The organism is Pedobacter sp. R-06 (assembly GCF_049913135.1).
Taxonomy (GTDB): Bacteria; Bacteroidota; Bacteroidia; order Sphingobacteriales; family Sphingobacteriaceae; genus Pedobacter.
The window spans coordinates 2419972-2442123 of record NZ_CP183977.1 but is presented as its reverse complement, the minus strand read 5'-3'; the positions used below and the strand labels follow the sequence as shown (position 1 = coordinate 2442123).

17 protein-coding genes are annotated in these 22152 nt (G+C 39.8%); 6 read left to right on the top strand and 11 right to left on the bottom strand.

Going from position 1 to position 22152, the window contains the following annotated elements; genetic code table 11:
- Positions 1-7 precede the first annotated feature (7 nt).
- Positions 8-901, top strand: coding sequence for a LysR family transcriptional regulator (locus ACN9MR_RS09955; protein ID WP_426329551.1), 894 nt, complete (start codon positions 8-10; stop codon positions 899-901).
- A 192-nt stretch (positions 902-1093) separates the two neighbouring features.
- Here ACN9MR_RS09955 and ACN9MR_RS09950 read toward each other — a convergent pair whose 3' ends face one another.
- The 5 genes from ACN9MR_RS09950 to ACN9MR_RS09930 form a co-directional block, all read right to left on the bottom strand.
- Positions 1094-2413 (bottom strand): gluconate:H+ symporter, encoded by a 1320-nt coding sequence (locus ACN9MR_RS09950; RefSeq protein WP_426329550.1) that lies wholly within the window; start codon positions 2411-2413, stop codon positions 1094-1096.
- A gap of 7 nt (positions 2414-2420) precedes the next feature.
- The gene (locus tag ACN9MR_RS09945; RefSeq protein ID WP_426329549.1) at positions 2421-4136 is read right to left on the bottom strand and encodes an IlvD/Edd family dehydratase; all 1716 of its coding nucleotides are present in this window, start codon (positions 4134-4136) and stop codon (positions 2421-2423) included.
- 24 nt (positions 4137-4160) lie between these two features.
- The gene (locus tag ACN9MR_RS09940) at positions 4161-5738 is read right to left on the bottom strand and encodes an aldehyde dehydrogenase (NADP(+)) (RefSeq protein ID WP_426329548.1); all 1578 of its coding nucleotides are present in this window, start codon (positions 5736-5738) and stop codon (positions 4161-4163) included.
- Positions 5735-6571, bottom strand: coding sequence for a fumarylacetoacetate hydrolase family protein (locus ACN9MR_RS09935; RefSeq protein WP_426329547.1), 837 nt, complete (start codon positions 6569-6571; stop codon positions 5735-5737). The genes ACN9MR_RS09940 and ACN9MR_RS09935 overlap by 4 nt, the downstream gene beginning before the upstream one ends.
- Before the next feature lie 704 nt (positions 6572-7275).
- Positions 7276-8163, bottom strand: coding sequence for an AraC family transcriptional regulator (locus ACN9MR_RS09930; protein ID WP_426329546.1), 888 nt, complete (start codon positions 8161-8163; stop codon positions 7276-7278).
- A 574-nt stretch (positions 8164-8737) separates the two neighbouring features.
- Here ACN9MR_RS09930 and ACN9MR_RS09925 point away from each other — a divergent pair.
- The 3 genes from ACN9MR_RS09925 (at position 8738) to ACN9MR_RS09915 (ending at position 15174) form a co-directional block, all read left to right on the top strand.
- Positions 8738-11908, top strand: coding sequence for a SusC/RagA family TonB-linked outer membrane protein (locus ACN9MR_RS09925; protein ID WP_426329545.1), 3171 nt, complete (start codon positions 8738-8740; stop codon positions 11906-11908).
- 13 nt (positions 11909-11921) lie between these two features.
- Entirely contained in the window at positions 11922-13472 is a 1551-nt protein-coding gene (locus tag ACN9MR_RS09920) for a SusD/RagB family nutrient-binding outer membrane lipoprotein (RefSeq protein ID WP_426329544.1), read from the top strand.
- Positions 13473-13842: 370 nt separating this feature from the next.
- Positions 13843-15174, top strand: a complete 1332-nt coding sequence (locus tag ACN9MR_RS09915) for a Gfo/Idh/MocA family protein (RefSeq protein ID WP_426329543.1) — start codon at positions 13843-13845, stop codon at positions 15172-15174.
- A gap of 139 nt (positions 15175-15313) precedes the next feature.
- On the opposite strand, the gene ACN9MR_RS09910 is transcribed toward ACN9MR_RS09915, so the two are convergent.
- The 5 genes from ACN9MR_RS09910 to ACN9MR_RS09890 all read right to left on the bottom strand — a co-directional run bounded on the left by ACN9MR_RS09910 (position 15314) and on the right by ACN9MR_RS09890 (position 19228).
- Positions 15314-16273 carry a DKNYY domain-containing protein gene (locus ACN9MR_RS09910; protein ID WP_426329542.1) on the bottom strand — a complete coding sequence of 320 codons (960 nt, stop codon included), beginning with the start codon at positions 16271-16273 and terminating at the stop codon, positions 15314-15316.
- 237 nt (positions 16274-16510) lie between these two features.
- Entirely contained in the window at positions 16511-16984 is a 474-nt protein-coding gene (locus tag ACN9MR_RS09905; protein WP_426329541.1) for a hypothetical protein, read from the bottom strand.
- A gap of 121 nt (positions 16985-17105) precedes the next feature.
- Complete coding sequence (locus ACN9MR_RS09900; RefSeq protein WP_426329540.1) at positions 17106-18071, bottom strand: hypothetical protein; 966 nt, start codon at positions 18069-18071, stop codon at positions 17106-17108.
- 165 nt (positions 18072-18236) lie between these two features.
- Positions 18237-18788 (bottom strand): hypothetical protein, encoded by a 552-nt coding sequence (locus tag ACN9MR_RS09895; RefSeq protein WP_426329539.1) that lies wholly within the window; start codon positions 18786-18788, stop codon positions 18237-18239.
- Between the two features lie 119 nt (positions 18789-18907).
- Entirely contained in the window at positions 18908-19228 is a 321-nt protein-coding gene (locus tag ACN9MR_RS09890) for a hypothetical protein (RefSeq protein WP_265852144.1), read from the bottom strand.
- A 375-nt stretch (positions 19229-19603) separates the two neighbouring features.
- On the opposite strand from ACN9MR_RS09890, the gene ACN9MR_RS09885 reads away from it, so the two are divergent.
- Positions 19604-20515, top strand: a complete 912-nt coding sequence (locus ACN9MR_RS09885; RefSeq protein WP_426329538.1) for a HEPN domain-containing protein — start codon at positions 19604-19606, stop codon at positions 20513-20515.
- 4 nt (positions 20516-20519) lie between these two features.
- Positions 20520-21107, top strand: a complete 588-nt coding sequence (locus ACN9MR_RS09880) for a hypothetical protein (RefSeq protein ID WP_426329537.1) — start codon at positions 20520-20522, stop codon at positions 21105-21107.
- A gap of 234 nt (positions 21108-21341) precedes the next feature.
- Here the strand turns inward: ACN9MR_RS09880 and ACN9MR_RS09875 are convergent, their stop codons facing one another.
- On the bottom strand, positions 21342-22034 hold the full coding sequence (locus ACN9MR_RS09875; RefSeq protein ID WP_426329536.1) for a hypothetical protein: 693 nt from the start codon (positions 22032-22034) through the stop codon (positions 21342-21344).
- Positions 22035-22152: the final 118 nt, after the last annotated feature.

The window sequence follows — 22152 nt, the reverse complement described above, 5'->3', positions numbered from 1 at the left end:
TTTGGATATGGAACTACGCCAACTCAAGTACTTTATTAAGGCCGCTGAATTACAAAACTTTACCGAGGCCGCTAATGGACTGTTTATCACTCAAAGCACCTTGTCGCAACAAATCAAACAACTCGAAGACGAACTGGGCATCCCACTGTTCGACCGTATTGCAAAAAGGGTACGTCTAACGGAAGCTGGAAAAACTTTCCTGCCCTTTGCCATAAAAACGGTAAAGGATGCCGAGGATGGAAAAAGTATGTTGAAGGATCTGATGAACCTTGATATTGGAACCCTAACCATCGGGGTTACCTATGGCCTCACAGACTTATTAACCAAAGCGATACTCGACTTTTCCAACAGCTATCCGAATATCCATTTACAAATAGGGTTTGGCACAACGCAGGATTTATTAAGCAAACTTGAACAGGGCCGCCTTGACCTGATGTTATCTTTTTCCCAGGAGGAGAAAGCCGGAAGCTATAATACAGAGCCACTGTTTTCTTCATGCCTTGCACTTATTGTGCACCAAAGTCATCCAATAGCATTGCGGAAACAAATCAACATCAAGCATCTGGAAAGCCTGCCATTGCTTTTGCCTTCCGGTGGCTATAGCATTCGTAATTATCTTGATGGATTATTGGACAAACACGATTTATCCCTCGATATCAAAATGGAAGTAAATGATATTAATGCGCTTTTGCAATTGGTCAGCAGCGGCCGCTGGGCAACGATCTTGATGGGATCATCTATATTTAATTACCCTTCTTTAAAAGCCATTAAGATAACCGGAGAAGGAATGAACAGGCTTGCTACTGTAACCTGGCCGGCGGGTTCTTATCGAAAAAAATCGGCACGCTTATTAATAGGAATTTTAAAAGATCTTGCGACGGATTATCATGTCAACAATTAATAAAAAGCTAAACCGTTATCGAACGGGTGCTTGATAAAGGCAGTCCTAGGGACTGGGAAGAAACGATCTAAGCTATATGCTGATTTTCCAATCATAGCAACGAGCACCAATTAAGCTGACACATTGAATACGGAAGATTTTACACGAGTAAGGAAGATTAAAAACGATTTTATTAAAGGTGATGATTATGATCTATTTAAACAGTACCTGGTTCATGAGCAGTATTCCGATAAGTCCGATAACTGAAACCAGTGTTTCCATCAACGACCAGGACAAAAATGTTTGTTTGATAGATAATCCTAAATACTCTTTGAATAGCCAGAAAGAGGAGTCATTTACATGAGAACAAAACAGGCTTCCAGATCCAACAGCGAGCACCATTAAATTTGGATCGGCACCATGAGGCCCAACAAGCGGATAAACGATACCAGCAGCGGTAAGGCCGGCTACGGTAGCCGAACCCAGGCAAAGCCTTAACACAGCCGTTATTAACCAGGCCAATAATAAAGGTGGTAGGGTCAACCCTTGCAAAATAGCAGCAAGGCTGTTGCTCACCCCTGTTTCTACAAATACTTGTTTCAAAATGCCTGCGCTACCGATTATTAAAAGGATCATCGCTATATCTTTTGTTGCATCAACAAAAATTACCATAATGTCAATCAGCTTTTTACCTGACCTGATCCCAAGTGTAAATGTTGCAATACAAATGGTTAATATCATGGCAATAGCTGGATCACCGATAAATCTGGCAAGATTTACTACAGCCGTATTGTCACTACATATTCTGGTTATTAACGTGGTAGCCAAAATTATAAGTACAGGTAACAATGCAGAAACCACACTATTTGTTATCCCCGGCAATTCATTATCGGGCAGTTCATCGGCCTGCAAGGTAACTGTTGGGCTAGATTGCATATTTATTAATGCTTTTGCGAAAAGAGGGCCTGCAATAATTATAGCAGGTATGGCCACGATTAAACCATAAATAAAGGTCTTAACCAAATCTGCATTAAACTGATTGACTAAAGCCATGGGCGATGGATGAGGAGGCAAAAAACCATGCATTACCGACAGCGATGCAAGCATAGGCAATCCTACATATACCAGGGGTAACTTATAGTTATAGGCTACCGAAAAAATAATTGGAATAAGCAATACAAACCCAACATTATAAAATAATGGAATGCCCACTATAAAACCTGTTAAAGACATGGCCCAGGTTACGGATTTATAGCCGAATGTGTTTTTTAATACCGTGGCTATTTTTTGAGCGGCACCACTGGAAGCAACGAGTTTTCCGAGCATGGCGCCTAAAACAATGATGATTGCCAGAGCGCCTAATGTATCTCCTAATCCTTTATTAATAGTTTGCGGAATATGAGCGGCGGGCATACCCAACAATAAGGCAGCCGTTACAGATACGATTAAAAATGCCAGAAAAGTATTAACCTTCGCCCAGGCAATTAATAGTACAAGTATAACTATACAGCCAAAAAGAATCAGTACGTCCATGTTTCTATTAATGGGAGTCTCTGGTTACGGCTGAACCCGACCCGCCTATTAAAAAGTCCAGATCAGCACCTTTATCTGCCTGCTGAACATGTTTGATATATAAGTTTACATAGCCACGTGTTGCAAGAGGAGTTGGCTGTACCCAATTGCTTCGCCTCAGGGCTAACGCTTCATCACTCACTTCAAGGTGGATACGTTTATTGGCTACATCCAGCTCAATGATATCTCCGTTTTCTACAAGCGCTAAATTACCACCAATAGCAGACTCTGGCGATACGTGCAGTATAACTGTACCATATGCCGTACCACTCATCCTGCCGTCCGATATCCTTACCATATCTGTTACGCCCTTGTCAAGCAGCTTTTTTGGTAATGTCATGTTACCCACCTCAGGCATACCTGGATAGCCGACCGGACCAACCGTTTTCAAGACCATTACACAAGTTTCATCGATATCCAGATCAGGGTCATCTACCCTCGCATGGTAATCCTCAATGTCTTCAAACACTACTGCCCTACCTCGGTGCTGCATCAAACCGGGCGTAGCTGCAGATGGTTTTATAACGGCACCGTTAACGGCAAGATTACCTTTTAGTACGGTAATTCCGGCTTCCTGAATGATTGGCTGCTCAAATTCATAAATAACTTCCTTATTATAATTTATTCCTCCACCAGCAATGTTCTCGGCATGCGTTTTCCCGCTTACCGTTAGGGTATCCATTTTTAAAACAGATTGCATTTGTTTTAAAACAGCAGGTACACCGCCAGCATAGTAAAAGTCCTCCATCAAAAATTTCCCAGAAGGCATAAGATTTACAAGAAGCGGCATTTTACTGCCAATATCATCAAAATCGTCTAAGTTTAGCGCCACACCCATACGCCCTGCAATAGCGGTGAGGTGAATAATAAAGTTTGAGGAACCTCCTACTGCAGCATTTACCTTTATTGCATTTTCAAACGCATCACGTGTTAGTATTTTAGAAATTTTCAGGTCTTCTTTAACCATTTCAACTATTCTCCTTCCCGATAGCTGAGCAAGCCTTTTCCGCCGGGAATCAACGGCAGGTATAGCCGCACCGCCGGAAAGGCTCATACCCAACGCTTCTACCATGCAAGCCATAGTAGAAGCCGTTCCCATTGTCATACAGTGGCCCGGACTACGGGACATGCAACTTTCTACTTCTGCATATTCATCATAAGTAATTTCGCCTTTCTTTAGTTCCTCTGTCAGCTTCCATACACTTGTTCCTGAACCTATATCATGTCCGTGATATTTTCCGTTTAACATGGGGCCGCCAGGAACCACAATCGTTGGCAGATCTACACTTGCCGCTCCCATTAGTGTAGAAGGCGTAGTTTTATCGCAGCCCGTAAGTAGTACTACACCATCAATAGGGTTACCTCTTATTGATTCTTCTGCATCCATACTGGCGAGATTACGGAACAACATGGCGGTGGGTTTCATGAGCGTTTCTCCCAATGACATGATGGGGAATTCAAGCGGAAATCCACCAGCCTCCAATACCCCGCGACGAACACTTTCGGCAATATCACGCAGATGGGCATTGCAAGGTGTTAGTTCAGACCACGTATTACAAATCCCTATTACCGGTCTGCCATCAAACATGTCTTCGGGCATGCCCTGGTTTTTCATCCAACTGCGATAGATGAGGCCCATTTTATCTTTTTTCCCAAACCAGGTCGAACTTCTATATGATTTCATATCTAGAATATACTATGTTAATTATTAATCCTTATTTAGATTGCCGTTTACCAGTCGCCAGATTTTTAACGGGTTTGCATTTTTTAATTCATTTGGTAATAGTTGATCAGGCATATTCTGGTAACATACCGGCCGCGTAAACCTGAAAATTGCAGCTGTGCCTACTGATGTTGTTTTTTGGTCTGTTGTAGCGGGGAATGGCCCTCCATGAACCATAGCGCTACAAACTTCAACACCTGTAGGAAACCCATTAATGAGTAACCTGCCTACTTTTTGTTCTAAAATATCGAGTAAATCTTTATACTCAACCAGGTCACTATCGGTTCCGTGTACTGTAGCGGTTAAATGCCCGCTAAGGTTCTTTGCTATTTCGATGATATCCTTTTTAGCGCTTGCTTCTACAACCACGCTGGTTGGTCCAAAAAGCTCTTCAGACAAGTCGGGATAAACTTTTAATAAATCACTCGTTATTTTGAATAAAACCGGGGAGGCAATAATTAAATCTGCCGTGTAATTGCCTTTTGCAAGTATTTCGACACCGGACATTTCGCTACGTTTTTCAACGCCCACTGTATATGATTTATGGATATCACCAGTAAGCATTACGCCTCCCAATGTTTGTCCAAATTCTTCTTCAAGCTGCTGGATAAAACCAGGGGCGGCATCAGCACTTTCATAAATAAGCATGCCTGGATTGGTGCAGAACTGGCCTACGCCCAGCGTTACTGAACTAGAAAACGCCTTAGCTAACAACTGGGGTTTTTCTGATAAAGCCCGTGGAAGAATAAATACCGGGTTAGTGCTACCCATTTCGGCATAAACAGGAATAGGTGTTTCCCGGCGAACAGCCATATCGTATATGGCCTTACCTGCACCAAATGAACCTGTAAATGCTACAGCCTTTATGCCTGGGTGCTTAACTAACTGAGCGCCTAAAACAGGACCATCTCCAAAAAGAAGCGAAAAAACACCGTCAGGCATTTCAGTTGCAATAGCGGCTTTATTGATGGCCTTACCTATTAGTGAGCTGGTTACAAGATGTGCAGGATGTGCCTTTACTATTGTACAGCAACCCGCTGCCAGTGCAGATGCAGTGTCGCCCCCAGCTACAGAAAATGCAAGGGGAAAATTACTCGCTCCAAAAACGACTACCGGTCCCAGTGCTATTTGCATGGAGCGTATATCTGGTTTTGGTAGCGGTAAGCGGTCTGAGTTGGCTGTCTCGATCCGGGCATCCAGCCAGGATCCTTCCTTTAATAAATCTGCAAATAACTTCAACTGGCCCACAGTACGTCCTCTTTCACCTTCTATACGGCCTTTCGGTAGTCCGGATTCGGCGCAGCAAACCGTGATCAATTCATCTCCAAGGCCAATAATCTCATCGGCAATCGCTTCTAAAAATGCGGCTTTTTTTACACCGGATATTTTGCGGTAAACCTGAAATGCAGCTGTTGCCTTTTCAACAGCCCTGTCAACTTCAGTTATGGTAGCTACAGAAAAGCTCGCCATTTTTTCGCCGGTGAGCCTGCTTATTGAACTGATCGTTTCACTTGCTTCGGCAGAGGTTTCGAAACCTATAATTTGTTCACCAAGGTTTATCATGTTACGATATTGATAAGTGAACCAATCTCCGAAATGGTTATTTTTACAATGTCTCCGCTTTGTAAAGTGAAATCATCGGCAGGGATTATTCCGGTACCCGTCATTAAATAGGTTCCATGAGGGAAATCCAATTCCCGAAACAAGTAAGCCACTAATTCCGTGTGCTTACGTTTCATTTGATTAATGGATATTTTCTCCTTAAAAAGGACGTCAGAATCTCTTGATATTTCGATGCTGATATTGGTATCCGGATCTATTGGCCCGTCTGTAACTAAAAGACAAGGACCTAATGCGGTAGCCCCATTGTATGATTTTGCCTGCGGGAGATAAAGCGGATTTTCGCCCTCAATATCTCTCGAAGATACATCATTGCCTATTGTATACCCTTCTATGGTGCCTTCTGAGCAAATAAATAAGGTCAGTTCCGGTTCAGGTACATTCCATTTAGAATCTGCCCTGATCCGTATGTTTCCTCCGGAACCCACTGTACGGTAAGGTGGTGACTTAAAAAAAAGTTCCGGCCGATCTGCATCGTATACCCTGGCATAAAAATCTCCACCTTTTGCTTCTTTTGATTCCTCTATTCTGGCTTCCCTGCTACGGAAATAAGTTACGCCAGCTGCCCATACTTCCTGGCTGCCTATAGGCGTTAAAACAGCTGAATTGGTGAGCGCTTGTAAATCTTCGTTAGGTTGGAGATGTTGCAACTCACTGCTCACCACTTTAAAGAGGTTGCTCCTGTTTACATACCTATCCCAGCTTTTCTCTTCTGTTAAGAAATATTCGTTATTGTGGTTGATAATAATCCCGCTAGAGGTGTTATAAATTCTCATAATTATTTGGTTAAGTTTTTTGGATCGCAAATTAGGTTTGAACCTTATTTAAGTATCCAGGCGGTAAAATCTAAAGGCAAATAAGTCCTTTTAACGCACATTTACAGCATAATGTTAATATAATACAATAAAATGCTTCAATACTAAAATTACCGGTTTGCATTGCCTAATTTGATTAGGATTTGATCATTATTAACTAAGATATTTTTTGGTAGCAGGCTAATGACAGATTTAAAAAATCACCGTCATTTCGATCCGATAGGAGCTATCGGATGAAGCGCAGTCCCGAAGCTTCGGGAGAGAAATCTTTGAACTATGCAAAAGATTTCTCCTCCGAAGGAGTTCCTTTGGAACACTACGGTCGAAATGACGCCCTTTGTATAGCTTTCATCAACCTATACCGAGGACAAGAAAAAACAATTGTACTTCACTCATTTTGATTCTAAAAATTAATTAACCTCTATCAATGACAAATTTCTAAAATTGGTCGTCATTTCGACTGGAACACAGTGGAATGGAGAAATCTTTGAACTATGTTAAAAGATCTCTCCTCCAAAGGAGTTCCTTTGGAACACTACGGTCGAGAAGACGATACCTCATTCATATTGATTTTATACAATAAATTATCCCTCATGATGACGGTTATGAACGAAAAATGTCTGTAGTAGACCTTTAAAGGAATATTAATAATCGAACTAAGGTTACTAGGCAAATTTTTTCTCTTCGGTTTTAAGATAATTGTATCTGTAATCCATCGGATTTTTTTTCGTAAGCGCTTTAAACTGATGATAGAAGTGAGAAATATTGTTGTAGCCACAGGCATAGCCTACCTCAGTCATATTAAATTCTTCTTCTAATAACAATCTGCATGCATTTCCAATTCTCACTTCCATTAAAAACTGGATATATGTTTTCTTTGTTTTGGATTTAAAGTACCTGCAAAAAGAGTGCTTTCCCATGTTAATTAATGCAGCCACATCATCTAGCCCTACTTTTTTGTGGTAATTATTAAACGTGTATTCGAATATCGTGTTAATGCGGTTTTGATCGATGCTGTTCACTTCCGGGTTAAAACCGTTGGAGGATATAATTTCATATTCTTTCGAAGCAGCTATTATTTCTAAAGCAGACAATAAATTGATCAACTTACGGGCAGGCGATTCGTTGAGCATTTCCTCCGCTATTTTGCCAACCTTTCGTCTGGTTACACCTTTTAAACGCAAACCTAGCTTACTGGTGTTCAGTAATTTAACAATCGGACTAATTTCAGGAAGATTCAAAAATGCATCACCCCAGATGTTGTTTTGAAAAAGAATCACGATGGTTTCTCCAACTTTTTCGGTATCGCTTTCCAGATATTTTTGTTCACACCGGAAAGTATGTGGCAGGTTTGAGCCAAATAAAAATACATCACCATTTTTAAAAGGACCAACGTGGTCGCCTATCAGGCAGGTACCATAGCTCCTTTTAACAACCAATAACTCGCACTCGGGATGATAGTGCCAGGCACTTAATATCGCATGCCCTATATCCTTATGGATATTAAAGGAATGCTCCGGGTTTGGAGTAGCCTTTTTTAAAGTAGCCTTCATGTTTATAATTGGTTAACTATAGCATGAAATTATAAATTATATGTGATATAATGCCTATCTAATTTAACTACTAATAGTATATATATTAACAACGCCAGGTTTTATGATTTGCGTATCAGATTGGTTTTACATCAAAAAAAATGCTGTAAGCAGTTGATAAACAGACATATTTTATATGTTTTATCAGACAGCAATTCATACCAGAAAGAAATATCTATGTTAATATGTTACAATTTTTTGCTGTAATACTGAAATTGCTTTTCATTAAAGTTGTCTTTATTTGCTTGTGTAACATAACTGTTTCGAAACCAAATATAAAAGGAAAGTGATGCTCCTATTCGTCGCAACTACTTTCCTCAAATAAACTATATAGCCTAAACATATTTGCCTTAATTTATTAGAACAGGGATTGATTAACCAGCAACCAATATAATCATATGAGATAGATTTACTTAACATTTAACCACCATACTTAGTCGCCAACGCGGCGTATGTTCCGGACTGACAGCACCGCCCCTTCTGCGGTTATTTAAGCTGTTTATTACAAAAAAACAATTCTAACCAAACAACAATTATGAAAAAAAAATTACTTCCACCAGTATTTATTTGTACTGTGTTAACGGTATTCATGTTTTTCGAGTTCACAAGCGCATCAGCTAGTGGGCTAACAACCGTAATTTTCAGCAAATCTTTAACAAGCAAAAAGTTAAAATTAGCGCCGATAGGAATTACAGGTAAAGTTACCGATGAACAGGGCGTTGGTCTACCCGGCGTTAGCGTTGCTGAAAAGGGAACGCGAAATGCTACGATAACCAATTCATCTGGCAGTTATACGATAAATGTTGCAAACACCAACGCAGTGCTGGTGTTCACATCCATTGGCTATAATCCCGTAGAAATTAGGGTAAACACAAAAACCGTTGTTAATGTTTCTATGCTGACGGTTACCAATGCTTTGAATGAGGTTATCGTAACTGCCCTCGGTATAAAGAGGGAAGCCAAAAGCCTCGGGTACTCGGCTCAAAAAGCCGACGTACAGGCATTACAAACTAACCGCACGACTAACCTTGCCAATGCGCTTGAGGGCCAAATCGCCGGATTGGACGTTTCTCCACCCGCCGCAGGGCCAGGTGGGAGTACAAAGATCCGTTTACGCGGACAATCTTCTTTCACCGCAGACAATGCGCCGCTAATCGTAATAAATGGCTTGCCAATGTCGCAGGGCGCAAGCAGCAGTAATGGCTATACACAAAATGTAGACCAGGGAGATAATCTGCAAGGTATCAATCAGGATGACATCGAATCGATGACTGTTCTGAAAGGATCTACCGCTGCAGCGTTGTATGGTTCGCGTGCCGTTAACGGTGCAATCATTATCACAACAAAGTCGGGATCCAAAAATAGTGGAATAGGTATTGACTTCAACTCTAATTTCACTATAAATCAGGCACTCGATTATACAGATTTTCAATATGAGTACGGGCAAGGTGAAAATAATATCCGGCCCTCATCACAAGGAACCGCGCAGAGTTCTGGCGCCTGGAGTTTTGGTGTGCCATTTGATAATGTACCAACGTATCAATTCGATGGTGTTCAGCGTCCTTATGCGCCTGTTAAAGACCGGATAAGTACGTTCTTTAGGCTTGCACCATCGTGGAGTAATACCGTTGCACTTTCTGGCGGTAATGACAAAGGAAGCTTTCGGGTGTCGCTTTCTAATCAAGACGCTCAGGGCATCATACCAAACAACGATTTTCATAAAAAGATTTTTAACGTTGGCATTAACTATAAACTTACCGATAAATTATCTGCACAGTTTTACGTTAACTATGATCACCAATTTAATAACAATCCGCCACTTGTAGGCGTACAGGGAAATGCAATTCCTACATCAATTTACAGGTTGGCAAACTCCATCTCTTTTGATGTACTTGAGGCTGGCGCAACGGATGCCAACGGAAATGAAACACCTACTTCGAGGTTTGCTACTGTTACCAACCCATACTGGATATTAGCGAACCAATTTCAAAGACAAACAAAAGATCATTTGCTAGGTACTGCTGTGGTGCGCTATCAGTTTTTCGATTGGTTATATTTTCAGGGCAGGGCAAATATGGATCTTTTGCAAACTACCTATGAATCGAACACGCCGACCGGTACGCTGGCAGTATCTGCAGCGCCGGCAGGATTATATAATGGTAGCTATGGGATAAGTACAGCAAGTACACGCCAAAATAATTTTGACTTCCTGCTGGGCGGTGGGCATAAGTGGAAAGATTTTTCATTTAATGCAACGGTAGGCGGTAATCACTTTCCCCTAACTACGTCTACATTTAGTGAAGCGGTAACAAACTTTTACATCAGGGGTTTATATACAATCGGAAACGGTGTTACGGCAAATTCGAGTTACAACCTGACTAAACAAACCGTAAATTCATTGTATGGTACTGCAGAATTTTCCTACAAAAATTTATTCTACCTAAATCTTACCGGCCGTACAGACTGGTATTCAGTACTGGCCAGAGATATCGATCACTATTTCTATCCTTCAATTAGCGGAAGTTTCGTTTTCTCGGAATTACTTCCAAAAGCAAAATGGTTAAATTTTGGAAAGATTAGAATTGCTGTTGCAGAAACGGGAAGCGCCCAGGGGGTTGCCCCCTACAATGCATTAACATTTGCGCTTGCTCAAAATTCATTTAACGGGCTTCCCTTAGGAAGTATAAACGGAACAGCTTCACCAAACACCCAGATTAAGCCTTTTGGCGTAAATGAAAAAGAAATAGGCATCGAGTTACACATGTTCAATAATAGAGTAAATCTGGACGTAGCTGCTTACGATAAGAAAACGACTAATCAAGCCGTTCCAATAAGCCTGTCTGCAGCAAGCGGATACAGCACCACGTTAGTTAACTTAGGCGGTTTGGACAATAAAGGATTAGAATTTAACCTCGAATTAATACCTATCCAAAACAAGAACTTTACCTGGAAAACGACTTTTAATTCTGCTTTCAACTCTTCAAAAGTATTATCATTAGCCAACAACCAATCGCAACTTGTAGTGGGCAGTCCTGAGTTTTTTGGGTCTATTGTTCACGTAGTAGGTTTACCACTAAACCAAATTGTAGGTTCAACTTATAAGCGGGATGATGCCGGAAATATCGTATTATCGGGAGGCAAACCCGTAGCAAGTGCTAAACCGGTTAATTTTGGTAGTGGCCTTCCTAAAGCAACAGGGGGTTGGCTAAATACGGTCAATTACAAAGGCTTCACCTTTATTGCCCATATTGATTATAAAGCAGGTGGCAAAGTGCTCTCGAGTACAAGTTTAAACTTATTAAGAGAAGGTTTATCAAAAGAGTCTTTACCTGGCCGTGTGGGTGGCGTAATTTTTCCTGGCGTAAACGCTACTGACGGATTGCCAAACACCACCGCTGTAAATGCAGAAGATTTTTACGCAAATTATCGTTCAACGAATATCTTAGATCCATTTATTTACAGCTCGAGCTTTGTTAAATTAAGAAGCCTTTCGTTGGGATACGACTTGTCTAGATTTATCAATAAAAAATATGTGAAAGGCTTAGTGCTATCTGCGGTATGCCGTAATGTATTGATCATTAAGAAATATACGCCCAATATTGATCCCGAAGCAATAGCCTCAAGTGGAGATAACTTGACAGGTTATGAGCAGGCATCGCTGCCAACAACACGTACTTACGGATTTAACTTAAATGTAAAATTCTAACTCTATATACGATATGAAAAATTTAATCAGAATTATAGCCATCGCAATCTGCATTCCAGTAATTTCCGGTTGCAATAAAGGGTTTGATAAATTGAATATTAATCCAAATAACCCAACAGAACTTGATGCGGCATTCTTGTTCACGAGTGCACAATTCGGAACGCATGGAGCGACGATGGAAACTGAGCCAACCATTGTGCAGCAATTTGTAAATCCGTTTTCGGGAATCACCTCGGCATTTAATTTTAATCAGCTGAATCAAACCTATACTTCACAAAATTGGAATGCTGAATATACGGGAACAAACAGTGGCGCAACAAGCTCTTCAGGCCCTGTTCAATTACTGGTCCAGATATTAAGCCAACTCAAAGGCAATGCAGCAAGAACAAATTTATATAACGAAGCCAGAATCTGGAAAGCGTACCAGTTTATGATGCTGGTAGACACCTACGGAAACGTACCATATAGTGAAGCCGGACAAGCCTATTTATCAAATGTGCTTACCCCTAAATACGATAATCAGGTAGCGATTTACACCGATCTGATTAACGAAGTTACTGCGGCAACGGCAGCTTTAGATCCAACAAAGGATATCGTAAAGGCTGATGTATTTTACGGTGGTAATATTGCCCAATGGAAAAAATTGGGTTATTCCCTATTGCTTCGGTTAGGTATGAGGTATAGTAAAATAGATCCGGGAAAAGCACAAACTATTGTGCAAGCTGCCGTAGCTGGTGGTGTAATGACATCAAATGCCGACAACTGTTACCTGAAATACAATACAACTTACGTGAATCCCGTGAGCCAGACGATTACTGCGATAGCGAATACCTATTATTTAGCGGCTCCCTTTGTAAATCAACTAAAAAATAGTGGCGATCCGCGATTGAAGTTTATATCCGGTAAATATGCAAACCCATTAGCTGCCCCTACATCCGTGCCAGATACCATATCTGCAAATCAGTTCGGACTTCCTGTTGGCTATAGCAGCGCTACTTTACCAACTGCTCCGGGATTTAGAGGAGCTAACGGTTCGGGTTTTAATTATTCCCAGGTTAATTATAGTATTTTCGGGAGTTTAACCGCTCCGCAATTTTTTATCACTCACGCTCAAACGCAATTACTCCTGGCGGAAGCTGCTTTTCGAGGCTGGATAACTGGTGGCAGCACACCTGATGTTTATTATGCTAATGGTATACGTGCGGCAATGGACCAATGGACAACCTATAACGCGGCAGCCATTATCCCTTTAGCTACACAAAATGCATTTATTAACAATCCCGTTAATGCTTACACATCGGCAAATGCGCTCAACCTGATTAATACGCAATATTGGGTGGCTTCCTGGGGTAATGGTACCGAGGCATTTGCTAACTTCAGGAGGAGCGGTTTTCCAGCCTTATCGCCCAATACCATCGCAGGACAAAATATAACAGGTGGTTTTGTTCGCCGGTTTGTTTATCCAACGCTTGAGCTTTCTGCAAATGCAACGAATTACCAGGCAGCAGTTGCAGACAATGGTGGGCCAGATAATATGGACACACGCATTTTTTGGGATAAATAGAAGAATCCTCTAGAGGACTCAAAATTTGCCTTTTTGATGAGCTAAATTCGAAGAGGCTGTATTATAAATTGTAATTCAATTGAACTAAAAGAGGTCGTCATTGCGAGGAGGAACGACGAAGCAATCTATTATGCTAGTAACCCTTGCTACAAAGATTGCTTCGTCGGCTGAAAAAGCCTTCTCGCAATGACGATCCCACGGGGGAGATTTATCTCCATTAAATTCTACTGTCACTCATATTGATTTTAAACAACCCATAAACTGATGGAGCGACAGGTATGGGTAACATTCTTATTAATTTTACCCATATCATGGATGCTCCATTAATTATTTTGTAATTTACTTTCAGTATAAATCTAACCTAAATTAAATGTTAAACCGTAGAAATTTCCTCCACTACGCTGCAACCGCAGTAGGAACCACTGCCCTGCTTTCTGCTTTAGACAATCCTGCCTATGCCCTTTTCAGTAAAACCATTGGCGCAAACGATCAAATTAATATTGGTGTAATAGGAATCAAAGGCATGGGATGGTCCGACCTCAAAGCGGCCCTCAAAGTACCGGGCGTAAACCTGATCGCCCTGTGCGACAGTGATGCCAATGTGCTTGATGAAAGGATGGCCGAATTAAAGTCGATGAATGTTGACGCTGCAAAAGTAAAAAGATATAAAGATTACCGTGCGCTGCTCGATAATAAAGATGTCGACGCCGTAATTATCGGGACACCCGATCACTGGCATGCCCTGATGATGATTCATGCCGTACAGGCAGGTAAAGATGTATATGTGGAGAAGCCGGTTGGCAACTCTATTGTAGAATGCAGTACCATGGTTAAAGCGCAGGAAAAATACAATAAGGTTGTGCAGGCAGGTCAATGGCAGCGCAGTCAGCAACATTTTAAAGATGCGGTAGATTTTGTAAAGAGCGGCCAGCTGGGAAATATCAGAACGGTAAAAGTATGGTGTTACCAGGGCTGGATGAAACCCGCTCCAATAGTGCCTGATACTTTACCGCCCGCAGGCGTTGATTATGCCATGTGGCTTGGGCCGGCAAATAAAAGAGCATTCAACGCCAGCCGATATCACTTCAATTTCCGCTGGTTCTGGGATTATGCTGGTGGCTTAATGACCGATTGGGGCGTGCATTTACTGGATTATGGCTTGCTGGGTATGAACTCACCTGTACCAAAAACCATATCTGCATTAGGTGGCCGCTTCGCCTATCCCGATCTGTATGAAGAAACGCCTGATACACTCACTACCTTATATGAGTTTGACAAGTTTAACATGGTATGGGATTCTGCTATGGGCATTGATAACGGCTCTTATAACCGCAACCATGGCATTGCCTATATCGGCAACAACGGCACGCTGATCCTCAACAGGCAAGGCTGGGAAGTTATTGAAGAAAAGATAAGCGGCAATAAAGTGAGCAAGCCCTTTGTTAAATCATCAGACAATGGACTGGACAATCATATGATCAATTTCTTTAGTGTGGTGAGATCCAGAAAAAAAGAAGAACTGAACTGTTCTATACAGGATGCCGCGCATGTAGCAACCGTTGCCCAAATGGGAAATCTTGCCTTCAGAAGCGGACAAAAATTATCATGGGACCATGCCAAGCATCAGTTTACAGACCAGAAGGTTAACGATAAATACCTGCTGGCCCAGTATCACAACGGTTACAGCTTACCCAAAGTTTAACAGATCAGGAGGTATACATGATCCCTCCGGGATTACGCCAAAGACGATCAAAATGTATAAAACCCTGCAATCGCACGATTAGCAGGTTTTTGCTTTTAGGGAACTGCCAGACTGATGTTGGTAGCCGTTATTTTTTATTCTATTTTGGTTCACAGCGCATTCTTTCGGTTACTTTAAATATATTTTCAGTTTCAGAAGGTTTTGAATAATCATAACGGTAAAGTTTCTCAACAATGCAATTACATTTGTCTTTTACCAAAGAAACACTGATTATTTTTGATTCGCCCGACCAATTTGAATATCTAATATTCCGAATTGTAAAACCTTTCAATTTTAGTTTTTCTACAATTTCAATTCTTTTATTTTGATCTTCTTTATATGATAGCAAACTGCTATAAATATCTTCAAATGCTGTAGGTTCATATTCGCAGAAATCTTTTCTATCAAAGTCAAAAGTCTTGATACTTGTTTTTTTAAAATCATCTTCACTAATAATACCAAACTCATAATTGTAGTTTTTGTCTTTACCTTGAAAAGGACTTGTGATTTTAAAAGTTTCTACATCTGCTCCGTATAGAATTTGACTATTATTAATTATATATTTTTTTGTCTTTCCCCAATTATCGTCAATAGGAACAAATTCATTTAAATCGTCAATATTTATAGCCTCCCCACCGTGAATTAAAAAATTATCCGCCTTTGACCAAGGATATTTAATCAATTTTATTTTGTCGGGATTAATACCTTTAATTACACAATCGTTTATGTTGTTATAAAAGCCAAAAAAATAAGCGGAGTCTTTATCACGAAAAATATAGTTTCCAATAAATTCAAAAGTGTTAGGATCAATATTTTTTATAAGTGCTCCGTCTATAAACAAGTGATTTTTGTCCTTGCCAAACTCAAAGTCACAATCGCAGTCAAAAGTTAATTCTTTAAAAGTCCTTGCGTCGGCTTGTTCAATTATTCGCTTATTTTGCCCGCTTCCCTCATTCCAAGATTCATAATAAACTTTGTCGCCTTCAATCTTATAGCCACGTCTGCAACTTGCCAAAGTTGAAATTGTTAAAACTAAAATTGCTAGTTGTCTTATTGTCATTGAATTACATCTATTATAATTGCCACCAACTTACCTCAATCCTTTGTCTGTCCGTAGCGTTCCGCAGGGCTCTACAGATTCGTAACTAGAAAAGGGTGTGTGACTCGCTGTTATTTGAGTTTATAAGTTTAATTTATTCTAAGATCTACACAGACGCTATGCTTAACGCTAACGGATAGAAGGGGTTATATCCTGTTATAACAGCAACCGTATTCAAAAAAATAATGTTACTAGTAATTATTTTTCTATATGTCCAACAATAACATTTGCTGGAATTTCCCACTTAAATTCGTTTCGCCAATAATATACCTCTGAATGTCTGTACGCGTCAAGGTTAAGTTGATCAAATTCATTTTGGAGACCGTTAGAGTTAACTCCCAATTCTTTTAATACTAAATTTATTCCTCCTTCAACTATTTGAATAGTATTATTGTAAAGAACCCCATAGAACCTAGAAGATAAATATGCGATTACATACTTTTTCAGTCCAATTTCCTGAGCAAAGAAATGAACTAATTCGTTGCCAAAACATAAATCCTCATTATCAGCGTAATATCTCAAATCTAATATAGAACTCCAGTGAGAAAGGTGGTCGTCGTCTAAAAAGACTATGGCATAATTACTTTCAACAGCAACTGCTAATCCATATTTTTCTACTTTGTCGATATTTATTGGCAAACGTCCAATCAAAGTATTGATATTATGTCCCATTTATTTAAGGCTTTTGAGTTGTGTTATTCTGTTAAATTGATGCCAACAATTACTAAAGATTGGAAAGGTTGAAGAAGAATTTTCCGCCACTTTTGCCAAGACGCTGTTAGGCACAGTAATTTTAATCATTAATCTTCTTTTGCAATTTAATCGGTTGTATTCCTACAACCTTGTTTTTGTCGTCAAAAGTCAACTTTATAATTTCACTTGGAGGATTAGAATTGTCGTCAGAATATTTGTACTGAAGTAGAGTAAACATACTTCCATCAAGACCCATCTGAATTCCGCTATAAATCAATTTAGTTTCTTTATCAAAATTAATATTGTCAATTAGCATATTAATTTGTCCGTCTGTAACCTTCTCACGGATTAAGTCAGATAAAAACGATTTTGATTTTGGTAAATCCCTTGCTTTTAAGGCTTTGAAAAATTCGGTTTTAATTATTTCTAAATCGGACAACTTTTTATCGTTCAATTTTGGCACTTCCTTTTCTTTTCCTTTCGCTTGGTTTTTAATATAAAGTCTTAGTCGGTGAGTTGGGTTAATAGTCATTGCACCTTTTCTTTCGTAATAATTAGAAACAGTCGCATACATTTCTATTTCAGTGCTGTCATTAGGTTTCCATGTAGAATTTTCTACAAATGTGTTTATAGAATCCAATTGACTAATATTAGAATAATTTCTTTTTACCACTGGCTGTCCGAAATTCTTTGAAATATGTTTTTTTAGTTCTGTATATTTTCCAATTAAGGCTTTTTGAAAAATATTTGATTTTTGGATATTATCTTGTTTCTCAAAATTTGACACGTCCCATTCATAAAGAACATAGGACATAGTTGAGTCTGTTTTTTTGAAAAAATAATATACTGTTAAGTCAGGAATGATTTTTTCTGTTCTTAAAAATTTAATTGGTTGTGCTTCTCCACCAAAAGAAACGTAGTTTGAAGTTGTTGGAATTCTTTCACTTCCCAATCTTTCTTCCATTTTCAAATAGTCAGTAAGCTTCGTATTGTGAATTTCAAAATTAAATTCCTGTGCATAAACAGAAGTTGAGAAAAATAAAATTCCAATAATTAATTTCTTCATTCGGTTTTCTTTTAATATTGTGCCTGACTTATATACCAGGCATAAACATTTTCCAATGAAGCTGTAAGCAGTGGTATTTGAGCCATAAATTTGCTGGTTTTGTATTGCTAATATATTAATTTATAGCTAAGCATAAGGACTCGTACATCTTTTTGCTTTGGGTGCTCACATCATCTTCTTTTCAACTGACGTACTTATCCAGTAAATTCCCATCTGTCCCCTATTATCCATTACGCCTTTTGGCAACTGATTTTTAGCACAGCTTGAAATGGAAGTATCTACACGTTTTACAAATGCAGTTAAGGCTTCAAGTTTATTTTCTGAAAATGGAAGTATCGTGTAATCCCAACTGGAATAAAAAGACAACATCCACTTAAATTCCTTATCGATTTTTCCATCGATTAAATATTGATCTAGAATGGAATACGATTCAGATACGGTTACATTGTCAAGATCTTCAATTCCTGTATAACAACTGGGCTCCACCTGCGCATACCAATTTAAAAATATCAGCCGCTTTAAGATTTCAAGCTTTGCTGCTTCGTCACCAATGCGAAAATAGAGTTCAAGATAAGATTTATGGATATTCCGATATTGGTCAAATATTCCTTCCTCGGCAAGTTTTTCGGTTACAAAATCCATCGTTCCATTTTGAGATTCAGCATAGTCCCAAATTTCTATTTCTCTATCAGATAAAATGTCGATTTCGTTTTTCATAATTTACTCCAACCCATGCTTCCTAGATAAACAGGGTCCTGCATAATCGAGAATCCCAGCGGATTGGTGGCGTCGCCCCGTTAGATAGTTAATATCCATTTCAGTATTAAAGAAAGTTTCTATTTTGTGTGCTTGGCCTTATTAACCCCAATCTTGCTGATTATCTTCTTTTCTGTTTCTGCCTGTATCACATTGATTATCAGATTTGGGTCAATATTTAGTATGTATGCTAAACGTAGAATTTCAGAAACGGTGAACTTTTCAGGATCAGCCAACTTCACAGAGTAACGTTCCGAATTGATACCTAACAATTTAATAATCTTAGTTGGGTATAATTCCGAAATATCGTACATCTTTTTAATCTTGTTGGTTTCAAACATTGCGCCTATTGACGAAAGGTCTTTTTCGGGACTATTATTGTTGTTCTTCCAATTAGCCATATTAATGCGTTTGTAACTAAAGTCGTCAATAGATTACTATTGATTTATAAAAAAGAACCATTAGTAAATTTAAAAATACGAATCGTTTGTTTTTGTACGGACTTTTCACTAAGTTTGGGTATGAAAGAATAAAGAATTATTTTTAGCGATTACTTCACAAAATATTGAAGCATTCGCACTTCGAGTCTCGTCTTAGAAACCTGAGAAATTTCAAACGGATACGAGAGGTAAGTGTAGTGCTCACGTCATAGGCGTGAGCCTGCTTTTCCGTATCCAAGGCTTCTCAGGGCCACTAAGACGGGAAGTGGGTTTCACGCCTTATTTTGTACCGCCCACTTCCAAGACTCATTTGAAAGAAATTTAAATGAGATCAATATGGAACCAAAATTATCACCAGAAGCCGAACACGCTGTCCATTTCAGGGCGTTGATCCATCGGCTCGCCCAGAAGTTCGAACCGCTACAGATCTTCAGCTTTTCGCAGAAAAGCTACACCCATAATTCCCAAGGCTGCTTCAATGACAATCAACGCTATTTTAAATGTGACCATTGCTTATTGGTAGTTACCGAAACAGCAACCCGGGTTGATTATGAAATGCAGGATTTCGCCAACACCTATTATCGGCAAGGCACAATTACCATCATCTGCCATGGCAGGCAATCCGTTATCGACGCCGTACAGCAAAACAGCCGCTTTTTTATCAGCGTGCTTACATACGGAAAACTGCTCTACAGTAAGGACGGACTATTCGATGGTGACCTGCTCCCCTCTTATGTTCCTGCTAAGGGCGCAATTAAGGCAATAAGACATTATGAACATCGTATACCACTGGCTGATGGATTTCTGATGTGCGCAACTGAGTGTCTGGAAAAGGAACAGTTTGGAATAGGTGCCTTTATGCTCCATCAGGCCGTAGAACAGACTTGTATCTGTCTGGTGAGGGTTAATATCGCCTACCGTTCTGAGTTCCATAATCTTTACCGCCTGCTCCGTTTGTGTACTTGCTTTTCTGAAAAGCCTTTTCAACTTTTCCTGTCCACTCCCGAAGATGAGCGCTTATTTGATATAATGGCAAAAAGCTATTCTGGTTCGCGTTACAAAGATGATTTTACGGTTTCCCGGCAGGATGCCGAGCGTCTTTATCAACGGGTCGCCTCTTTTCTTTTGCTGGCAAAAGAGATGTGCACCGAGAAAATAGAATTGCTGGCCAAATCGGCATCGGATGATGCAGCCTTAAAAAACGCTGATTATGTGCAGATCGAAAAAATATTACAGACCAATATTTAAGGCTATGAAGAAGCAGGCAAAAAACACATCAGATAACAGGATCGTTTATCTTGACCAAGATGAAATAACAGATCCGGTAAAAGTGCTACACCATTTTTTCAGTCACGCCTGGTTGCCCAATCATTTGAAGATGCTGAAACGCTGGCGAAACGATGCTGCGCTTGAATCCGAAGAACCGAAAAATTGCAGTCCAGACAGCCTGGTCTATCATTACGAACTCACCATAAAGCTGATAGAGGCCGCCTGGCTCTTAAAGCGTCACAAGCCTGGCAGACTTCACTTCAATGACAAACGGGAAAGTGAACTCGCAAAATGGTACATCAAAACGGAAAGGAAGAAGCTACGGGACTATCCTGGAAATCTGAGCATTCGGGAGATCGTAAAGCCATCATCTGTATTAAAGAAAATGTTCAGGATCTATAAACTGGATGGGTACAGAAAAATCCTGCACACCTGGCTTCACAATGCGTTGAGCAGCTCTTTCATAGAAGAAAGCCTTTCCAAATCTGAAGTAATCACCGTTTACGAACAATTGGTCAAACTGTTTGAGGCTACCTGGCTGATTAGTGAGCGTTTAAAAGAGGGTAATTGAACTTTATTTTTCGTCTTGACTGAACGAAGGGCTTAACGGAAAAGACAAACAACCGCGAAACCTTTTCCCTGATCTTTAAGGTATCGTGCAGACTTTACACAAACTCATAACTTATATAAATGTCCTTGTAGTCTGACTGCAGGTTGTTAACAATAAGCAAATAATCGAGTTGGATGGAAAACATGAAGTTGCTGGGATATTCCTTCTTAAGTTCACCGTACGGAAATGATATGACTATGATGCTTTTATTTCATCAATCGTTTTCTGAACCGTAAAGGGAATCTTCCCCTTTACCAGTTCTTCATAGGTTATTTTTTGAGCACCATAGGTATCAACAGCAATACAAAGATCTTCCGAAATCTGGTATCTATCTGAATAGTTTCTAGTCAAAAACTTATATAACAGTTCACAGAACATCCCAAGTTCTTTTTTAGAAAATCCATTGAGTTTGGCAACCAACCAGACTCCACCAAGCTCGATCTTGCCGTTCCGTTCATGTGCAAACAATATACTAGGCGTTACATAAAGCGGAAAATTGTCCATGTAAATTACCTTATGCACAGTCTGCACTGTCTCAAACTTCAATATTTTAGCCGGCCTGACTTCCATATGATTGAAATCCCTAAAACTAGTCAGGATTTCGATATTCCGGCGGTGCATTTCTTTTGGCCCTTTCTTTTCCGTACCCTCATATTTCACAGAAAGATCTTCTAGTTTTTTATCATAAAAACTGGTGTCGTCTTTCTTTATAACATTATAGATGCAGCTCGTACTGGTTATCCAATAGTCCCCTCCTCCGCCATCCTCATCTGGTTCCTTTTTTTCTTTTGGAAGTCTGGTCTTCAGTTTATAGGCAAAATTTTTCTTTCCCTTATCGGTGGGCTTCCTGTTAAATTCAATGAGTTCGTTTACTGTTATCTTCTGCATGGTGCTAAAAGACAATTATTTGTCTATTAAAGGCTTAAGATAAACATAAAACCCAACAACTTTACATATTTTAATAAACACTACTGCTTTATACTACAGGTAAATGAAGGAACAGCCT

Bases quoted from the DNA above. Each gene is read 5' to 3' on its own strand.
- ACN9MR_RS09915 (WP_426329543.1), top strand. From the start codon at position 13,843: ATGTTAAACCGTAGAAATTTCCTCCACTACGCTGCAACCGCAGTAGGA.
- ACN9MR_RS09935 (WP_426329547.1), bottom strand. From the start codon at position 6,571: ATGAGAATTTATAACACCTCTAGCGGGATTATTATCAACCACAATAAC.
- ACN9MR_RS09940 (WP_426329548.1), bottom strand. From the start codon at position 5,738: ATGATAAACCTTGGTGAACAAATTATAGGTTTCGAAACCTCTGCCGAA.
- ACN9MR_RS09920 (WP_426329544.1), top strand. From the start codon at position 11,922: ATGAAAAATTTAATCAGAATTATAGCCATCGCAATCTGCATTCCAGTA.
- ACN9MR_RS09925 (WP_426329545.1), top strand. From the start codon at position 8,738: ATGAAAAAAAAATTACTTCCACCAGTATTTATTTGTACTGTGTTAACG.
- ACN9MR_RS09905 (WP_426329541.1), bottom strand. From the start codon at position 16,984: ATGGGACATAATATCAATACTTTGATTGGACGTTTGCCAATAAATATC.
- ACN9MR_RS09955 (WP_426329551.1), top strand. From the start codon at position 8: ATGGAACTACGCCAACTCAAGTACTTTATTAAGGCCGCTGAATTACAA.
- ACN9MR_RS09890 (WP_265852144.1), bottom strand. From the start codon at position 19,228: ATGGCTAATTGGAAGAACAACAATAATAGTCCCGAAAAAGACCTTTCG.
- ACN9MR_RS09875 (WP_426329536.1), bottom strand. From the start codon at position 22,034: ATGCAGAAGATAACAGTAAACGAACTCATTGAATTTAACAGGAAGCCC.
- ACN9MR_RS09930 (WP_426329546.1), bottom strand. From the start codon at position 8,163: ATGAAGGCTACTTTAAAAAAGGCTACTCCAAACCCGGAGCATTCCTTT.
- ACN9MR_RS09900 (WP_426329540.1), bottom strand. From the start codon at position 18,071: ATGAAGAAATTAATTATTGGAATTTTATTTTTCTCAACTTCTGTTTAT.
- ACN9MR_RS09945 (WP_426329549.1), bottom strand. From the start codon at position 4,136: ATGAAATCATATAGAAGTTCGACCTGGTTTGGGAAAAAAGATAAAATG.
- ACN9MR_RS09910 (WP_426329542.1), bottom strand. From the start codon at position 16,273: ATGACAATAAGACAACTAGCAATTTTAGTTTTAACAATTTCAACTTTG.
- ACN9MR_RS09950 (WP_426329550.1), bottom strand. From the start codon at position 2,413: ATGGACGTACTGATTCTTTTTGGCTGTATAGTTATACTTGTACTATTA.
- ACN9MR_RS09895 (WP_426329539.1), bottom strand. From the start codon at position 18,788: ATGAAAAACGAAATCGACATTTTATCTGATAGAGAAATAGAAATTTGG.
- ACN9MR_RS09885 (WP_426329538.1), top strand. From the start codon at position 19,604: ATGGAACCAAAATTATCACCAGAAGCCGAACACGCTGTCCATTTCAGG.
- ACN9MR_RS09880 (WP_426329537.1), top strand. From the start codon at position 20,520: ATGAAGAAGCAGGCAAAAAACACATCAGATAACAGGATCGTTTATCTT.